We start from the raw sequence: 15,856 nt of genomic DNA on the forward strand, positions 1-15,856 counted from the left end.
ACCGTGCCTCAGCTCTGGGACGCGGCTTTGGGCAGAATGTCGTTGGCGACCATCTCGCCGAACGGGCTGACGTAGCCGGCGCTTTTCGGCAGTTCCGGACGCTCGACATCGAGGTGCGGAAACAGCAACTCGGCCACCCGATACGACTCTTCCAGGTGTGGATAACCGGAGAAGATGAAGGTGTCGATGCCCAGGTCCGCGTACTCCTTCACGCGGGCGGCCACGGTCGGACCATCGCCCACCAGCGCCGTACCGGCACCGCCGCGCACCAGACCGACACCGGCCCACAGATTCGGGCTGACTTCCAGGTTGTCGCGGCTGCCGCCATGCAATGCGGCCATGCGTTGCTGACCGACCGAATCGAAACGCGCCAGCGAAGCCTGGGCACGAGCGATGGTCTCGTCGTCGAGATGAGAGATCAGCCGATCCGCGGCTTTCCAGGCTTCATCGTTGGTTTCGCGCACGATCACGTGCAGTCGAATGCCAAAGCGCACGGTGCGTCCGAGCCTGGCGGCCTTGGCTCGGACCTGTTCGATTTTTTCCGCGACGGCGGCCGGTGGCTCGCCCCAGGTCAGGACCATTTCCACCTGTTCGGCAGCCAGGTCTTGCGCGGCATCCGAAGAGCCGCCGAAGTACAGCGGCGGGCGCGGCTGCTGGATCGGTGGATAGAGCAGTTTCGCGCCCTTCACACTGATGTGCTGGCCGTCGTAATCGACGGTTTCGCCTTCCAGCACCCGGCGCCAGATGCGGGTAAATTCCACCGAGGCCTGATAGCGTTCTTCGTGACTCAGGAACAGACCATCGCCCGCCAACTCTTCCGGATCACCGCCCGTCACCAGGTTGAACAGCGCACGACCGCCGGACAGTCGATCCAGGGTTGCCGCCTGACGCGCCGCCACCGTCGGGGAAATGATCCCGGGGCGCAGGGCAACCAGGAATTTCAAGCGCTGGGTCACCGGAATCAGCGATGCCGCCACCAGCCAGGAGTCTTCGCAGGAGCGACCGGTAGGGATCAGTACCCCGCCAAAACCCAGGCGATCCGCGGCCTGTGCGACTTGTTGCAGGTAACCGTGATCGACGGCGCGTGCGCCTTCAGCGGTGCCAAGGTAATGGCCGTCGCCGTGGGTAGGCAGGAACCAGAAGATATTGAGGCTCATGGAGTGGTCTCCTTGGGAAATCGATTTACTGGGCTTTAGTTATTGAGCTTTGGGCAACGGCTGCCGGCGGCGTCCAGATCACGTCTTTGATGCTCAATTGCTTTGGAATCAGCTTGAGCTGGTAGAAGGTGTCGGCGATTTTCTGCTGCGCCGCGACCACTTCCGGGGTCAGGAACAACGCGCCGTAGCCCTGGCGTTTCACCGAAGTGCGGGTGATGTCTGCCGACAGGCCGAGCAGTGGCGAGACTTGCTGGGTCACGTCTTCAGGATTGGCCCTGGACCACTCGCCGATCGCGCGCACTTCTTCAACCAGGGTCTTGATCACCTCGGGATTTTTCTGCGCATAAGGTTTGGTCGCCAGGTAGAACTGATGGTTGTCGACGATGCCCTGGCCATCGCGCAGGGTGCGCGCTTGCAGCTGTTGTTCGGCGGCGGCCTGGTACGGATCCCAGATCACCCAGGCGTCGACGCTGCCACGCTCGAACGCGGCGCGGGCATCGGCCGGCGGCAGGAATACGGTCTGGATGTCGGTGTATTTGAGGCCGGCGTCTTCCAGCGCACGCACCAACAGGTAGTGCACGTTGGAGCCCTTGTTGAGCACGACTTTCTTGCCCTTGAGGTCCGCCACGGATTTGACCGGCGAATCCTTCGGCACCAGGATCGCTTCACTGTGCGGTGCTGGCGGTTCATAGGCGACGTAGAGCAAATCGGCACCGGCCGCTTGAGCGAACACGGGCGGTGTTTCACCGGTGACGCCGAAGTCGATGGAGCCGACGTTCAGGCCTTCAAGCAGTTGCGGGCCACCAGGAAATTCAGTCCATTGAACGTCCACGCCTTGGGCGGCGAGGCGTCTTTCCAGGGTGCCTTTGGCTTTGAGCAGCACCAGGGTGCCGTACTTCTGATAACCGATTCGTAATGTCTCGGCCTGAGCTTGAGTAATGGCGCCGAAGGTGACAGCCGCAGCAAACAGAGCGACCAGACCACGACGCAAAATGACAGGGCGCATGGCGCTCTCCTTTTTGCAGTTGGGTTTTGGCTGCACCTGCTTGCCCGTTGGCGGGCGAGTAAGGCCAGTACTTCAATTTTTCGATGTGGCTCAAATGCTCCAGCGAGCACTCAGCAAACGATCGTTCAACAGGTTCGGATCGAGCGGCTTGGGCCGTCGCGCCATGGCGCTGAAAAACAGCTCCAGCGATTCATTCAGTCGTTGTTCCAGCTCCGGCGCCAATTGCGCCTGGGCGCTGCCTTCGCCGTAGGCGATCTGGCTGTCGACGGCGAAAATGCCTTGCAGCATTTCCTGGGCCTTCAATGCCGACAACACCGGCTTGAGCGCGTAATCCACCGCCAGCATGTGGGCGATGCTGCCGCCAGTGGCCATCGGCAGAACCACCTTGTGGCTCAAGGCGCGTTCGGGCAGCAGATCCAGCACGACTTTCAGCGCTCCGGAAAACGATGCCTTGTAAACCGGTGTGGCGATCAGCAGGCCATCGGCATTTTCAATCTGTTGCAACAGGTCGATCACCTTGGGGCTGTCGAAGCGCGCGTGCAGCAAGTCCTCGGCCGGGAAATCCCGTACCTGATAACTCACCACTTCCACGCCCTGCCCTTGCAACCAACGCTGGGAGCGATCCAGCAGCACCCCGGAACGAGAGCGCTGACTGGGACTGCCACCGAGTGAGACAACCAACATTCAGACGATTCCTTGCACGGTGTTGGCGATTCGCGGTTTGCGATCTCGCTTCGATGGAGTGACCTTAACAGCTGATTCATATATCCATAAATCATATTTATTCATTTGGTTATGCATTAAAGAAATATACAAGCCGGTTTCTTCCAGGCAAAAAAACAGGCCGTCGAAACGGCCTGAAATCCCCTGCTTTGTGGGTGCTAGTGGTGTCTGACCCGACGCCTTCGCGAGCAAGCCCGCTCCCACAGACTGACGCGGACAAATGTGGGAGCGGGCTTGCTCGCGAAGACGGCATCAGCCACACCGCCGATACCGGTGACTTACCGGTTGGGCTGCGGCGTCAGGCGCAGGTAAGGCTTGACCGCCCGATAACCCTTGGGAAAGCGCTGTTTGATTTCATCTTCATCCTTGAGCGATGGCACGATCACTACCTCATCACCGTCCTGCCAGTTCGCCGGTGTAGCCACCTTGTAGTTGTCGGTGAGTTGCAGCGAATCGATCACCCGCAGGATTTCATTGAAGTTGCGGCCGGTGCTCGCCGGATAGGTAATCGTCAGCCGAACCTTTTTCTTCGGGTCGATCACGAACAGACTGCGCACGGTCAGGGTGTCGTTGGCGTTGGGGTGGATCAGGTCGTAGAGGTCAGAGACTTTACGGTCGGCGTCATCCAGGATCGGAAAGTTGACCACGGTGTCCTGGGTTTCGTTGATGTCCTCGATCCACCTGTGGTGCGACTCCACCGGGTCCACCGACAAAGCGATGGCCTTGACGCCGCGCGCCGCGAACTCATCCTTGAGCCTGGCGGTGAAGCCCAGCTCAGTGGTGCACACCGGTGTGAAGTCCGCCGGATGGGAAAACAGCACGCCCCAGCTTTCGCCCAGCCACTGATGGAAACGGATGGTGCCGGCGCTGGAGTTCTGTTCGAAATCGGGGGCGATATCGCCAAGTCTGAGACCCATGGTGCTGCTCCTTGTGAGTGCTTGATGGGTTCAACTGTGCCTGTGTTTTTTATCTATTAAAAAGAATAAATATCAATTTATTTAGATCATAAAGAAATATTAAATATCTGTTCACTGGACGTGCCCGCACAACCGGCCGAACATCGGCCCCAAGGTTCGAGAAGGCCTTGAGTTGCTGCAAAGAGGGACGTTCAAGACGGGATTACGGGGGTGAACCCGTCTTGAAAATGCAAAAGCCCCGCCCGGTGCAATACCGGGCGGGGCTTTTTTTGTCTCTGTTACGCGGGTGCTATTACAACAGCGGAATCGAGTAGCTGACGACCAGGCGGTTTTCGTCCTGAGAACGAGTGTTCGGCAGATCGGTACGCCACGTGGCGTTTTTCCACATCAGGCCGAGGTTCTTCAGCGCGCCGGACTGAACGACGTAACCCACGGTCAGGTCGCGTTCCCACTCGGAAGCACCATTGGCCGCCTCGCCGCCCTTGGCGTTAACGGTATCGATATTGTCGCCGTGCAGGTACACCAGACCCGCGGTCAGGCCGGGTACGCCGACCTTGGCGAAGTCATAGGAGTAGCGTGCCAGCCAGGTACGCTCGCCGGCACGGCCGAACTTCTGGATTTGCGAGTCGGTGATGGTGTAGTTCGACGAACCGTCGCCCTGGTTCAGCCAAGGGAAATCACTGCTGCCGTTGCTGACCTGATAACCGCCACCGAAGGTATGACCGGCAACGGAGTACAGGAACAAACCGCTGTACAGGTTGTTGTCGACCTTGCCCTTGCCGTTGACTGCACCGCTGTAGTTGCCAGTGGTGAAATACAGTGGGTCGTGACCGTTGGCACCGTCGTCGGAGCTGTTGAAGTAACGCAAGTCCGACTTCAACACGCCAGGGCCGATGGCCCAGTTGTGCACCAGACCCAGGAAGTGTTGCTTGTAGAACTCTTCCAGTTTGCCGTAGTAGTACTGGGCAGTCAGGTCCTTGGTGATCTTGTAGTCGCCACCGGCATAAATGAATTTGTTGCTGTCGCGGCCTGCAGCGGAACGGCTGTTGGCGCCGGAGATAGACAACTGTTCGTTGTTGCTCGAGTTACGACCTTTTACCTGCTCGATCTGACCGCCGATCAAGGTCAGGTCCTTGATGTCGTTCGAGCTGATCTGGCCACCCTGCCAGGTTTGCGGCAACAGACGACCGTCGTTGGTCACGATCACCGGCAGCTTTGGCTGCAAGGTACCCAGCTTCAGCTCGGTCTGGGAGATCTTGGCTTTGGCGGTCAAACCCAGACTGGAGAAGTCATCAACCGCTTCGCCGTTGGACTTGCTCGGGAACACGGTGCCGCCGTACGAGTTGTTGCTCGCGCCGTTGGTGCCGCCACCGGAATCCAGTTTGACGCCCAACAGGCCGATCGCATCGATACCGAAGCCGACGGTGCCCTGGGTGTAGCCGGAAATGAAACGCAGGTCGAAGCCTTGGCCCCATTCTTCATTTTTGTTCGGGCCAGTGCCGTCACGGTAATCGGTGTTGATGTAGAAGTTACGCAGCCCCAATGTTGCCTTGCTGTCTTCGATAAAACCCGCGGCGCTTGCCTGCTGGGTCAAAACCCCGACGGCCACAGTGATGGCCAAGGTGGACTTGTTCATGTTTCGCTCCTCTCGTTTCTAATTCTGATGCTCCTGGTCCCGAATCGATTGCCCGGGATCCTGAATGCATAAATTCGCGGCAAACTGTCTAGGCCGGTCCTTTGGCGGGCCGCAGGATACATGGCCTTAAATCCAAAAAGAATCTTTTGATATTTTTTAATATCGCTTAGGAATATGACTTCCCACGACAGATCCGAGGTATCGGTGGTGAGGCCGACTCCTGAACCTGATCGATTGTCGAGGGACGAAATTGCTAAATCCGAGCTCAGGGATGAGTGTCGGACAGGCGCACTTTAAGCGGGATGAATAGAAACTAAAAAGAATAATAAATAATCAATAAAGATCATTATGGAATATAAAAACCGACTCAAAAAAAACCCCGCCATCAGGCGGGGCTTTTTCGCGAGGCTTGTTACAGGAAGCTGTAGGTGTAGTTGAAGATCAGACGGGTCTGGTCAATATCGGGGCTGTTGGAGACTTCACTGCCACGGTAGACACCATTACGCAACGTCACGCCGAAACCTTTGAGGGCGCCCTGCTGGACGGTGTAGTCGATCCGCATATCGCGTTCCCACTCGGACGCATCCGGGCCAACACCGCTCGTGGCTTTGATGTTGTCGCCGTGCAGGTAGGCGATCGAGGTTTTCAGGCCGGGTACACCCAATGCCGCGAAGTCGTAGGAGTACTGACCGAAGGTAGTGTTTTCGCCAGCACGGATGAAGCTGTTAACCATTGCGTCAGTGAACGAGTAGAAGCTGGCGCCGCCGTTCCCTTCAGGACGACCATTGCCATCAACAACGTTGCCCTGGTTCAGGAAAACAAAACCGCCGTCATCGTTGACGCGCTGATGGCCGATCAGGAAGGCATTACCACCCAGGGTGTAGGTGAACATGGCGCTCCAGGTCTTGTTATCGACCTCGCCCGGATTCTTGGCAAAACCGTTGTTATTGTTGAAACGAAAGCCAGGATCACCGTTCTTGCCATCGGAGCTGCTGTCGAAATAGCGGATATCTGTCTTGAAGGACTGGTTGGCATCGATCTGGAAGACGTGGATCAAGCCCAGGAAGTCCTGCTTGTAGTAGTCCTTCAGATTCGAATGGTAGTACTGCAGGGTCAGGTCCTTGGTGACCTTCCAGTCAGCACCGCCGTAGTAGAACTTGTTGCTGCCCTGAGTACCGCCTGCCACAGCCAGGCCGGTGGAGTTCGAAGAGGCACGACCTGCCGAGTGCTCCAACTGACCGGCGTTGATGGTCACGTTGTCGATTTCCTTCGAGGTGATGGTGCCACCGTCAAAGGTCTGTGGCAGCAGACGGCTGTCGTTCGCGACCAGGATCGGCAAGTTGGGTGCCAAGGCGCCACCCAGGTGGGCCTCGGTCTTCGAGAAGCGCGCCTTGATATTGGCCGCCGCACGGCTCCATTCGGGTACGGCCGAACCATCGCTGTCGCTTGGGAAAAAGGTGTTGGCATCTGGATGGTGCCCCTTGCCACCGTCCAGGTGGATACCCAGCAGTGCCTGGGCGTCGATACCGAAACCGACAGTGCCCTGGGTGAAACCGGACAGATAATCGAATTTCAGGCCTTCTGCGGACTCTTTCTGATCCGGACCGCCTTCACGGTTATCGTTGTTGTAATACATGGTCCGGGAACTGATGGACGCCTTGCTGTCTTCCAGGAAACCTGCGGCGCCTGCCTGCTGCGCCAAAACCCCTACGGTCACGGCCAAAGCCAAGGTGGACTTGTTCATTGTGTAGCTCCTCTCGATTCTAATTCTTGTATTCCTGGTCTCGAGTCGTCGCCCGAAATCCTAAGATGCGCGATTAGCGCCAGACCGTGACCCACAAGTCAATCGTAACTATATGTGTCTACGACCATAGTCTAATCCCCGATTTTTGGTTCCTGCCGGGTCATGAATTTGTCATGAACCTGAAAAGAATTACCAAATTCTTTTCTAATACCGTTTAGGAATTTAGCTCCCCATTGCACGCTCATCCCAGAATAGAAGGTTCGGCTCATAAGCTAATTCCTAATCGGTATTTATTTTCTATTTTTTAGATCGATTAGTTTCTGACCAATTCGGAAACAAATCCTTTACCGAAAGGCAGACCCATGACGACCAAACGCGCACTATCCGGATCAATTGTTACAGTTTGTGTATCTCTCGCATTTTCTTTCACCGCCCAGGCGGCGAACCTCACCGTCGGTTATCAAACCGGAATCGACCCCAGCAAAGTCCCCCAGGCCGATGGCCTTTATGAAAAAACCATCGGCCAGCCCATCGACTGGCGGCGCTTCAACAGCGGCCCGGAAGTGGTCACGGCGATTGCCTCCGGCGATGTGCAAATCGGCAATCTCGGCTCCAGTCCGCTGGCCGCTGCCGCCTCGCGCAACCTGCCGATTGTCGCGTTCATCGTCTCGGCCCAGATCAATGCCGCCGAAGCGCTGGTGGTACGCAACGGCAGCGGCATCGAAAAACCGCAAGATCTGATCGGAAAGACCATCGCCACGCCTTTCGTTTCAACCTCCCACTACAGCCTGCTTGGCGCGCTGAAGCACTGGGGCCTGGACAGTTCGAAAGTCAAAGTGGTGAACCTGCAGCCGGCGGAAATCGCTGCAGCCTGGAAGCGTGGTGATATTGATGGCGCGTTTGTCTGGTCGCCCGCATTAGGGGAAATCCGCAAGAGTGGCAAGACCCTGACCGACGCTGCACAGGTAGGCCAATGGGGTGCGCCCACCTTTGAGGTCTGGGTGGCGCGAAAGGATTACGCCGAGAAGCATTCGGAGGTGGTGGCCGGATTCGCCAAGGTCACCCTCGACGCCTTTGCTGATTACGCAGCACATAAAGCCAACTGGACTGCCGACTCGGTACCAGTGCAGAAAATCGCCAAACTGACCGGCGCCAGCGCTGCCGACGTACCGGAGTTACTGGCCGGCTCCGCATTCCCGGATGCCAAGGCGCAACAGAGCACCGCGCTGCTGGATGGCGGCACGGCCAAGGCCATTGGCGAGACGGCGAAATTCTTGAAGGAGCAAGGGAAGGTGGAGACGGTGCTGCCGGATTATTCGCCGTATGTCAGCGCGAAGTTTGTCCAGGAGTAACACAAGGTTCCTGTAGGAGCTGCCGCAGGCTGCGATCTTTTGATCCTGAAAAGCAAAATCAAAAGATCGCAGCCTGCGGCAGCTCCTTGTATCTCAAAGGGCTTTTTCGAAGATCTTCGAATTACGCTGATAGTTGTACAGCGACGCCCGTGCCGACGGCAGGCGGTCGACGCTGCTCGGTTCGAAACCACGCTCGCGGAACCAGTGCGCAGTGCGGGTGGTGAGCACGAACAAGGTTTTCAATCCCTGTGCCCTGGCACGGGTTTCAATACGTTCCAGCAGCTCATCACCGCGACCGCCATGGCGGTACTCCGGATTCACCGCCAGGCACGCCAGTTCACCGGCATCCGAATCGGCAATCTGATACAACGCCGCACAAGCGATGATCATGCCTTCACGCTCGACCACGCTGAACTGTTCGATCTCGCGCTCCAGCACCTCGCGGGAACGGCGCACCAGGATGCCCTGCTCTTCCAGCGGGCTGATCAAATCCAGCAAACCGCCGACGTCTTCAATGGCCGCTTCGCGTACGACTTCGAACTGCTCCTGGGCCACCAGGGTGCCGCCACCGTCGCGGGTGAACAGTTCGGTCAGCAATGCACCGTCTTCGGCGTAACTGACGATATGGCTGCGGGCCACGCCGCCACGGCAAGCTTCGGCCGCGGCATCCAGCAATTCTGCCTGATAGTTGCTGCCCAACCGTTGCAGATGCGCCGGCACTTGCTGCGGACGCAGTTCACGCACCAGGCGCCCGTGTTCGTCGATCAGGCCCAGGTCGGCACCGAACAGCAGCAGCTTGTCCGCACCCAGGTCGATGGCCGCGCGGGTGGCGACGTCTTCGCAGGCCAGGTTGAAAATCTCCCCGGTCGGCGAATAGCCCAGCGGCGACAGCAGCACGATGGAGCGCTCGTCCAGCAGACGATTGATGCCCTTGCGGTCGACCCGACGCACTTCGCCAGTGTGGTGATAATCGACACCTTCAAGCACGCCGATCGGCCGCGCCGTCACCAGGTTGCCGCTGGCCACCCGCAGGCGCGAGCCCTGCATCGGCGACGAAGCCATGTCCATCGACAGGCGAGCCTCGATGGCAATGCGCAACTGGCCAACCGCGTCGATCACGCACTCCAGGGTCGCGGCATCGGTGATGCGCATGCCGTGGTGGTAATGCGGAGTCAGGCCACGAGCCGCGAGGCGCGCTTCGATTTGCGGGCGGGAACCGTGAACCAGCACCAGACGCACACCCAGGCTGTGCAACAGCACCAGATCGTGGACGATATTGCCGAAGTTCGGGTGTTCAACGCCGTCGCCGGGCAGCATGACGACAAAGGTGCAATCGCGGTGGGCGTTGATGTAAGGCGAAGCGTGACGAAGCCAATTGACGTATTCGGGCATGAACCTGGGCCTGTAATAAATAGCAGCCGAAAAAAGGGCGAAACTGAAAACGCACAGCGGGCTGATGGTTATCGTCGGAACAGGCTTGGCGACACGCGCGCTCTCCTCATGAATACGGGTTTGGAAACTGGCAATTTAATCGCGCCCCCTGTAGGAGCTGCCGAAGGCTGCGATCTTTTGATCTTTGGTTTTAGAATCAAGATCAAAAGATCGCAGCCTTCGGCAGCTCCTACAAGTGTTGCGTTCAAGTGGTTGGCACCGCGGTTTGGGCCGGTGTCAGGCAATAGTGTTCGATCAGTTGCCTTAATAGATGCACCGTAGGCTGCAAACGTGACATTTCGAGGTATTCCCCCGGCTGATGGGCGCAGGCGATATCACCCGGGCCAAGCACCAGCGTTTCACAGCCAAGGCGCTGAAGATAAGGTGCTTCGGTGCCGAACGCCACTGCTTCGGCGCTGTGACCGGTGAGCTTTTCGGCAATGCGCACCAGCTCGGCGTCCTCGGCCTGCTCGAACGGCGGCACTTCGGGGAACAACGGCGCGTAATCGATCTTGACCTGATGCCGTTCGGCAACCGGCCTGAGCTTCTGCAGGATCTCCGCGCGCAGGACCTTGGGGTCCATGCCGGGCAGCGGCCGCAAATCGAACTCCAGCGAACACTGGCCGCAGATGCGGTTGGGGTTGTCGCCGCCATGGATGCAGCCGAAATTCATCGTTGGCGTCGGCACGCCAAATTGCGGATTGCGGAATTCGCGCTGCCACAACAGGCGCAGGCCACGCAGTTCACCGATGGCATCGTGCATGGCTTCCAGGGCACTGTGGCCCAGGCGCGGATCAGAGGAATGACCACTCTGCCCGAGGATGTCGATGCGCTCCATCATGATGCCCTTGTGCATGCGGATCGGCTTGAGCCCGGTCGGCTCGCCGATCACCGCCGCCCGCCCCAACGGCCGCCCCGCTTCGGCCAACGCGCGGGCGCCGGACATCGAACTTTCTTCGTCGCAAGTGGCAAGAATCAGCAACGGCTGTTTGAACGGCTGATCGAGCAGCGGTTTGACCGCCTCGATGGCGAGGGCGAAAAAGCCCTTCATGTCGCAACTGCCCAGGCCGACCCAACGACCGTCGACTTCAGTCAGCTTCAGCGGGTCGGTTTGCCACAGCGCGCCGTCGAACGGCACGGTGTCGCTGTGCCCGGCCAGCACCAGGCCGCCGGGGCCGGAGCCGAAACTGGCCAGCAGGTTGAACTTGCCGGGGCTGACCTGCTGGATCTCGCAGGTAAAGCCCAACTCACCGAGCCACGTCGCCAGCAGATCGATGACCGGGCGGTTGGTTTGATCGAGACTGGGCTGTGTGCAACTGACCGACGGTGCGGCGATCAACGCAGCGAATTGTTCTTTCATCGATGGCAATGGCATCGCTGACTCCCGGCACCCGAATTGAGGTTCATCATAGAACCATCCGGTGACAGGAATAAACCGTCTCGGCGCGTACTCACCTTGAGTCCTGTACACTGCACGACCTTGGCAGCCACACATTCCCCCGGCTGCGCTCCCGATCCTGGATTTTCCGGCCATGCAGAAAGAAACCGAAATCAAACTCCGCGTCAGCCGCGAAACCCTCGCCGCCCTGCGCGAGCACCCGTTACTGAAAAAACGCAACAAAAGTGGCTGGGAACGCCGTGAGTTGATGAACCAGTATTTCGACACGCCTGAGCGCGACCTGGCCCAGGCCAAAGTCGCCCTGCGCCTGCGCAAGGATGGCGACGAAGTGATTCAGACCCTCAAGACCCGCGGCCAGAGCGTCGCCGGCCTGTCCGTTCGTAACGAGTACGACTGGAACCTGCCCAAAGCCAAGCTAGACCTGAAGAAACTCGACGGCGAATGCTGGCCCGAGGAACTGGCCGAGCTCGACAAGAAGACCCTGAAGCCGATCTTCACTACCGACTTCGTCCGAGAACGCGCGGAAATCGCCTGGGGTCGCGGCAAGACTAAAGTGGTCATCGAAGCCGCGCTGGACCTGGGCCACGTCGTGGTCGGCAAGCAGAAAGAAGAAATCTGCGAGCTGGAACTGGAACTGCGCGAAGGCGAGCCGGCAGCCCTGCTGGAACTGGCCGCCGAGCTGGCCGAGAAACTGGCCCTGATGCCTTGCGACATCAGCAAGGCCGAGCGCGGTTATCGCCTGCACGACGCCCACAGTTATTCATTGAGCCTGCCGGCGCCGCAGATCACCGCCGAAACGCCGCTGGACGACGCGTTCGCCGCGTTGAGCTGGCATTTGCTGGGCAGCAGCCAGCGTCTGGCCGAGCAGTATCGCTTCAACGGTCACTGGCGCCTGTTGCAGGACTGGGTCGAATGCCTCGCGGAAATGCGCGCACTGATCAGCAGCCTGGGCCAGGCCGCTCCGCGTCAGTCGACCCACGATCTGCGTATCGCCCTCGATGCCTTGCTGGAAGACTGGCGCCCGCTTGTCCAGGCCGGCCTGGAAGATGAAGACGTGCGCAAAGCCGCGCCCGAGCAGTTCCTCGAAGAACTCGAAGACCCGCGCTGGGGGCTGTTCTCCCTGACCACCTCCCGCTGGCTGCTGGCCCGCACCTGGGCCGCCGACCGCAACACCCGCGGCAATCGACAGGGCGCTGCGCAACTGGGCAGCTGGTTGCCGCGCCTGCTGGGCGAAGAAGCCACTTCGTTGCAACTGCAGCGTTACCAGCAACAGCCGGAAGACCTGGCCGAGCAACTGCCGCGCATCGAGCGCATCCAGGTCTGGCTGCACCATGCGCGTAACGTGCTGGAGATCCCGGAAATGGATCGCCTCTACGGCGAGCTGAACAAGCTGGCGCAACTGGCCAACGAATCGATCACCGACGAAGTCCTGGATGCGCGCAAGCAGCAGGCGATTGCGGTGTATCAGAACCGTGCCTGGAAAATGCTGCTGCGTCTGTAATACCGCCATCGCGAGCAAGCTCGCTCCCACAGGGGATTTGTGTCGATCACAGATCCAGTGTGGGAACGGGCTTGCTCGCGAAGAGGCCCGCACATTCACCACAAAACATCAGACCGGCAAACTCGTCGTCGACTTGATCTCCGACAATGCCACGATCGAATTGACCTCCTGAATCCCCGGCACCATCGACAGCTTCTCAAAGAAGAAGCGCTCGTAAGCCTCGATGTCCGCCGTGACAATCCGCAGCAAGAAGTCCACCGCCCCCATCAGCACATAACACTCCAGCACCTCCGGAAAGCCGCGAATCGCCTCGGTGAATTCGGTGAAGTTCGAACGCCCGTGGGCATTGAGTTTCACCTCCGCGAAAATCTGCGTGTTCAGGCCGATTTTCTTGCGGTCGAGCAAGGTCACCTGACCGCGAATGATGCCCTCCTCTTTCATCCGCTGAATCCGCCGCCAGCACGGCGATTGCGAGAGACCCACCTGCTCGGCGATCTGTGCGCTGGAAAGCGAAGCGTCCTCTTGCAGCAAGGCGAGGATCTTTCGGTCGTAGCTGTCCAGTTCGCTTTGCATAAAAAAACCCTTAACTGAATAACAAGTGAATTGATTGATTCATCATCTGTGGATTACAGCCAATCATAGAGAAGAAATACCCGGCACAGGATGTAAACATTTCTCCAGTGATTTTGGAGCCTGACCATGCCGTATCTCGAAGCCGTGAACACCCCACCTGCCCGCGCCGATGTATGGAACGTCGGCAACGCCCATTGCCGGGTTCACTATCAAATGCTGGCCGAGGCAGAACCGGACCTGCTGTGTCGCGCTCTTAACTTGTTCGCTTTGCAAATGCTCACGCCGGAACAGGTCAAGGTGCAGCGTCAGGATGACTGGCTGAGCATCGGGATCGTCATCGACGGTTTGAGCTGGCACCGCGCGCAAGTGATTGCGGAAAAACTTCGTAACCTGATCAGCGTCTGCTCCGTAGAGCTGCAAGAAGCTGATTCCCCTTGGGCCGAAGCGACTCAAGCGGCGGGCTGAAAAACTCCGAAACGGCTTCATCGGGTAGTGGCCCAGCGGTCAGCCGGGCCACGGCTATCCTTTGCGCACTGTCGTTCAAAAGGAGCCCGCATGCCCGTACAACTCGCCTTTCAGGACCGCTGGCTGGATCTCAATGACCTGCTGCGCGAACTGGTCGCCCAGGGCTTTATCAGTCAGGATTCGGCCGAACACGCGCTCAATGCCCGCCGCCGCAACGCCTCCCTTGGCCAGATGCATCCGCTGGAGTTCATTGCCAGCCAACAGCTGGACGATCTCAGCCGTCCCGGCAAACCGCTGGACCTCGAGAGCCTGACCCTGTGGCTATCCCGGCAGGCCGGCCAGCCTTACCTGCGCATCGACCCACTGAAAATCAACGTCGCGGCCGTGACCCCGCTGATGTCCTATGCCTTCGCCCAGCGCCACAAGATCCTCGCGGTAGCGATCGACCGCGAGGCGGTCACCGTGGCCAGCGCCCAGCCTTATGTCAGTGGCTGGGAGGCTGACCTGACCCACGTGCTCAAGTTGCCGATCAAGCGTGTGGTGGCCAACCCGGTGGACATCCAGCGCTTGAGCGTCGAATTCTTCCGCCTGGCCAAATCGGTCACCGGGGCGAACAGCGCCGACCCACAAGTCAGTACCCTTGGCAATTTCGAACAGTTGCTCAACCTCGGCGCCAGCGACCAGGAGCCGGACGCCAACGACGCACACATCGTCAATATCGTCGACTGGCTGTTCCAGTACGCGTTCCAGCAGCGCGCCAGCGACATCCACATCGAGCCCCGGCGCGAGCAAGGCACGGTGCGCTTTCGCATCGACGGCGTGCTGCACAACGTCTATCAATTCCCGCCCCAGGTCACCATGGCCATCGTCAGTCGCCTGAAAACCCTGGGACGCATGAACGTCGCGGAGAAACGCAAACCCCAGGACGGCCGGGTCAAAACCAAGACCCCGGACGGCGGTGAAGTCGAACTGCGTTTGTCGACACTGCCCACCGCCTTCGGCGAAAAAATGGTCATGCGGATCTTCGATCCGGAAGTATTGCTCAAGGACTTCGACCAACTCGGCTTTTCAGTCGACGACCTGCGCCGCTGGCAGGACATGACCCGCCAGCCCCACGGCATCATCCTCGTCACCGGTCCGACGGGTTCGGGCAAGACCACCACCCTCTACACCACCCTGAAAAAACTGGCGACGCCCGAGGTCAACCTCTGCACCATCGAAGACCCGATCGAAATGGTCGAGCCGGCGTTCAACCAGATGCAGGTCCAGCACAACATCGACCTTACCTTCGCCGCCGGCGTGCGCGCGCTGATGCGGCAAGACCCGGACATCATCATGATCGGCGAGATCCGCGACCTCGAAACCGCGGAGATGGCGATCCAGGCTGCGCTCACCGGGCACCTGGTGCTGTCGACCCTGCACACCAACGACGCGCCCAGCGCCATCAGCCGCCTGCTGGAACTCGGCGTGCCGCACTACCTGATCAAGGCCACGGTGCTTGGCGTCATGGCCCAGCGACTGGTGCGAACCCTGTGCCCGCACTGCAAGGCGTCGCTGACGCTGGGCGAAGACGACTGGCAAACCCTGACCCGCCCCTGGCAAGCCCCCCTGCCAACCAATGCCCAGCGAGCCACCGGTTGCGTGGAATGCCGCGACACCGGTTATCGCGGCCGTGCCGGGGTCTACGAAATCATGCAGCTGAGCGATGGCATCAAGGCGCTGATCAGTCCCGACACCGATCTGCTGGCCGTGCGGCGCCAGGCATTCAAGGAAGGCATGCGCAGCCTGCGGCTGTCAGGGGCGCAAAAGGTCGCCGCCGGACTGACGACCATCGAGGAGGTTCTGCGCGTGACACCTCAGAGCGAACAGAACTGAGCCTGGCTGTACTTGTCCGGTATCGGCACAGCTACACTCCAACGATCGCAACTCCACAGATCCACACATCAACAAGG

At 59.3% G+C, this 15,856-nt stretch carries 13 protein-coding genes; 4 read left to right on the forward strand and 9 right to left on the reverse strand.

What is annotated here, in order from left to right; all coding sequences use genetic code 11:
- Window positions 1–8: 8 nt before the first annotated feature.
- From ssuD to AC07W4_RS02475, 6 genes are all read right to left on the reverse strand, one after another.
- Window positions 9–1,157, reverse strand: a complete 1,149-nt coding sequence (gene ssuD, locus AC07W4_RS02450) for an FMNH2-dependent alkanesulfonate monooxygenase (protein WP_495031379.1) — start codon at window positions 1,155–1,157, stop codon at window positions 9–11.
- 25 nt (window positions 1,158–1,182) lie between these two features.
- Window positions 1,183–2,163, reverse strand: a complete 981-nt coding sequence (locus AC07W4_RS02455; RefSeq protein ID WP_495031380.1) for a sulfonate ABC transporter substrate-binding protein — start codon at window positions 2,161–2,163, stop codon at window positions 1,183–1,185.
- Window positions 2,164–2,253: 90 nt separating this feature from the next.
- Window positions 2,254–2,847 carry an NADPH-dependent FMN reductase gene (gene ssuE / locus AC07W4_RS02460; protein WP_056726415.1) on the reverse strand — a complete coding sequence of 198 codons (594 nt, stop codon included), beginning with the start codon at window positions 2,845–2,847 and terminating at the stop codon, window positions 2,254–2,256.
- 317 nt (window positions 2,848–3,164) lie between these two features.
- A complete protein-coding gene (locus AC07W4_RS02465) occupies window positions 3,165–3,803 on the reverse strand; it encodes a peroxiredoxin (protein ID WP_008048733.1) in 639 nt (212 codons plus the stop codon).
- A 292-nt stretch (window positions 3,804–4,095) separates the two neighbouring features.
- Window positions 4,096–5,439 carry an OprD family porin gene (locus tag AC07W4_RS02470; RefSeq protein WP_495031381.1) on the reverse strand — a complete coding sequence of 448 codons (1,344 nt, stop codon included), beginning with the start codon at window positions 5,437–5,439 and terminating at the stop codon, window positions 4,096–4,098.
- A gap of 412 nt (window positions 5,440–5,851) precedes the next feature.
- Complete coding sequence (locus AC07W4_RS02475) at window positions 5,852–7,183, reverse strand: OprD family porin (protein ID WP_495031382.1); 1,332 nt, start codon at window positions 7,181–7,183, stop codon at window positions 5,852–5,854.
- A 362-nt stretch (window positions 7,184–7,545) separates the two neighbouring features.
- Between AC07W4_RS02475 and tauA the strand changes: the two genes are divergently transcribed.
- Window positions 7,546–8,535, forward strand: coding sequence for a taurine ABC transporter substrate-binding protein (gene tauA / locus AC07W4_RS02480; protein WP_495031383.1), 990 nt, complete (start codon window positions 7,546–7,548; stop codon window positions 8,533–8,535).
- 93 nt (window positions 8,536–8,628) lie between these two features.
- Here tauA and argA read toward each other — a convergent pair whose 3' ends face one another.
- Together argA and argE are read right to left on the reverse strand one after the other, a co-directional pair.
- On the reverse strand, window positions 8,629–9,927 hold the full coding sequence (gene argA / locus AC07W4_RS02485) for an amino-acid N-acetyltransferase (protein ID WP_007978929.1): 1,299 nt from the start codon (window positions 9,925–9,927) through the stop codon (window positions 8,629–8,631).
- 244 nt (window positions 9,928–10,171) lie between these two features.
- Entirely contained in the window at window positions 10,172–11,341 is a 1,170-nt protein-coding gene (gene argE, locus AC07W4_RS02490; protein WP_495031384.1) for an acetylornithine deacetylase, read from the reverse strand.
- 157 nt (window positions 11,342–11,498) lie between these two features.
- On the opposite strand from argE, the gene AC07W4_RS02495 reads away from it, so the two are divergent.
- On the forward strand, window positions 11,499–12,866 hold the full coding sequence (locus AC07W4_RS02495; protein WP_008048725.1) for a CYTH domain-containing protein: 1,368 nt from the start codon (window positions 11,499–11,501) through the stop codon (window positions 12,864–12,866).
- A 108-nt stretch (window positions 12,867–12,974) separates the two neighbouring features.
- Here AC07W4_RS02495 and AC07W4_RS02500 read toward each other — a convergent pair whose 3' ends face one another.
- The gene (locus tag AC07W4_RS02500) at window positions 12,975–13,439 is read right to left on the reverse strand and encodes an Lrp/AsnC family transcriptional regulator (RefSeq protein WP_008015415.1); all 465 of its coding nucleotides are present in this window, start codon (window positions 13,437–13,439) and stop codon (window positions 12,975–12,977) included.
- A 126-nt stretch (window positions 13,440–13,565) separates the two neighbouring features.
- Between AC07W4_RS02500 and AC07W4_RS02505 the strand changes: the two genes are divergently transcribed.
- Window positions 13,566–13,904 (forward strand): ACT-like domain-containing protein, encoded by a 339-nt coding sequence (locus AC07W4_RS02505; protein WP_495031385.1) that lies wholly within the window; start codon window positions 13,566–13,568, stop codon window positions 13,902–13,904.
- A 90-nt stretch (window positions 13,905–13,994) separates the two neighbouring features.
- On the forward strand, window positions 13,995–15,779 hold the full coding sequence (gene tfpB, locus AC07W4_RS02510) for a type IV pilus assembly ATPase TfpB (RefSeq protein WP_495031386.1): 1,785 nt from the start codon (window positions 13,995–13,997) through the stop codon (window positions 15,777–15,779).
- The last annotated feature ends 77 nt before the right edge of the window (window positions 15,780–15,856 follow it).

The sequence above is a fragment of the Pseudomonas sp. GW821-FHT02A08 genome, from assembly GCF_059422045.1.

Bases quoted from the DNA above. Each gene is read 5' to 3' on its own strand.
- AC07W4_RS02455 (WP_495031380.1), bottom strand. From the start codon at position 2,163: ATGCGCCCTGTCATTTTGCGTCGTGGTCTGGTCGCTCTGTTTGCTGCG.
- AC07W4_RS02495 (WP_008048725.1), top strand. From the start codon at position 11,499: ATGCAGAAAGAAACCGAAATCAAACTCCGCGTCAGCCGCGAAACCCTC.
- AC07W4_RS02470 (WP_495031381.1), bottom strand. From the start codon at position 5,439: ATGAACAAGTCCACCTTGGCCATCACTGTGGCCGTCGGGGTTTTGACC.
- argE (WP_495031384.1), bottom strand. From the start codon at position 11,341: ATGCCATTGCCATCGATGAAAGAACAATTCGCTGCGTTGATCGCCGCA.
- AC07W4_RS02505 (WP_495031385.1), top strand. From the start codon at position 13,566: ATGCCGTATCTCGAAGCCGTGAACACCCCACCTGCCCGCGCCGATGTA.
- tfpB (WP_495031386.1), top strand. From the start codon at position 13,995: ATGCCCGTACAACTCGCCTTTCAGGACCGCTGGCTGGATCTCAATGAC.
- AC07W4_RS02465 (WP_008048733.1), bottom strand. From the start codon at position 3,803: ATGGGTCTCAGACTTGGCGATATCGCCCCCGATTTCGAACAGAACTCC.
- AC07W4_RS02475 (WP_495031382.1), bottom strand. From the start codon at position 7,183: ATGAACAAGTCCACCTTGGCTTTGGCCGTGACCGTAGGGGTTTTGGCG.
- tauA (WP_495031383.1), top strand. From the start codon at position 7,546: ATGACGACCAAACGCGCACTATCCGGATCAATTGTTACAGTTTGTGTA.
- AC07W4_RS02500 (WP_008015415.1), bottom strand. From the start codon at position 13,439: ATGCAAAGCGAACTGGACAGCTACGACCGAAAGATCCTCGCCTTGCTG.
- argA (WP_007978929.1), bottom strand. From the start codon at position 9,927: ATGCCCGAATACGTCAATTGGCTTCGTCACGCTTCGCCTTACATCAAC.
- ssuD (WP_495031379.1), bottom strand. From the start codon at position 1,157: ATGAGCCTCAATATCTTCTGGTTCCTGCCTACCCACGGCGACGGCCAT.
- ssuE (WP_056726415.1), bottom strand. From the start codon at position 2,847: ATGTTGGTTGTCTCACTCGGTGGCAGTCCCAGTCAGCGCTCTCGTTCC.